This window comes from Streptomyces alkaliphilus, from assembly GCF_014141535.1.
Classification (GTDB): Bacteria; Actinomycetota; Actinomycetes; order Streptomycetales; family Streptomycetaceae; genus Streptomyces; species Streptomyces alkaliphilus.
Map to the genome: position 1 here is coordinate 1 of NZ_VKHT01001438.1, position 940 is coordinate 940.

1 protein-coding gene is annotated in these 940 nt (G+C 71.4%); it reads left to right on the forward strand.

Features of this window, described 5'->3' with window-relative positions:
* A partial coding sequence (locus FNQ90_RS24955; RefSeq protein ID WP_182608399.1) for a DUF5914 domain-containing protein occupies positions 1 to 919 on the forward strand: 919 nt, incomplete at its 5' end.
* Positions 920 to 940 lie beyond the last annotated feature (21 nt).

Here is a 940-nt window from a genome sequence, read left to right on the forward strand (position 1 = left end):
GGCCAAACCCACGATCATCGCGGCCGCACTCAAGCGGGCCATGGCCCGACCCTCCGGCAACTGGTACGTCGTCGCCGCCTCCCGCGACATCCCCTCCGACCGTCCCCTGGGCCGCACGGTTTCCGGCACCGAACTGGTGGTGTGGCGCACCGCCGACGGACGGATCGTCGCGGGTCCCGGCACCTGCCCCCACCTCGGTGCCCCGTTGAAGGACAGCCCCGTGCGCTGCGGCACCCTGATCTGCCACTGGCACGGTCTCGCCCTCGAAGGTGAGGCCTACGCGGGCTGGGAGCCCGTACCCGTACACGACGACGGTGTCCTGGTATGGGTTCGACTGGACGCGGTCGGAGGTGAGAAACCCCTCGACACCCCGGTCGTCCCCACTCGCCCCGATTCGGCCGGAGCCCTCGACGCCGTCTACACCGGCTTCGGCACCTGCGAACCGCAGGACGTGATCGCCAACCGTCTCGACCCCTGGCACGGTGCCTGGTTCCACCCGTACTCCTTCGTCGACCTCATGGTCAATCGAGCCCCCGAGGAGGGAGAGGAGAACGGGGACGGCTTCGTCGTCGATGTCTCCTTCAAACTCGCGGGTCGTGTCGTCGTCCCCGTTCGGGCCGTGTTCACCGCCCCCGAACCCCGCACCGTCGTCATGCACATCGTCGAGGGGGAGGGAGAGGGCTCGGTCGTCGAGACCCATGCCACCCCCGTCGGTCTCGATGCCCGTGGGTGCCCGCGCACCGCCGTGGTGGAGGCCGTCGTCTGCGCCTCCGAACGGCCCGGTTTCGCCACCGCCCGGGCCGCGGCGCCCCTGATGCGCCCCCTCATGCGCGCGGCCGCCGGTCGCCTGTGGCGGGACGACCTCGCCTACGCCGAACGCCGCTGGATCCTGCGGTCCTCCGGCCGCTTCCCGGGCTGACCTCCGAACCCTCCCACCCCG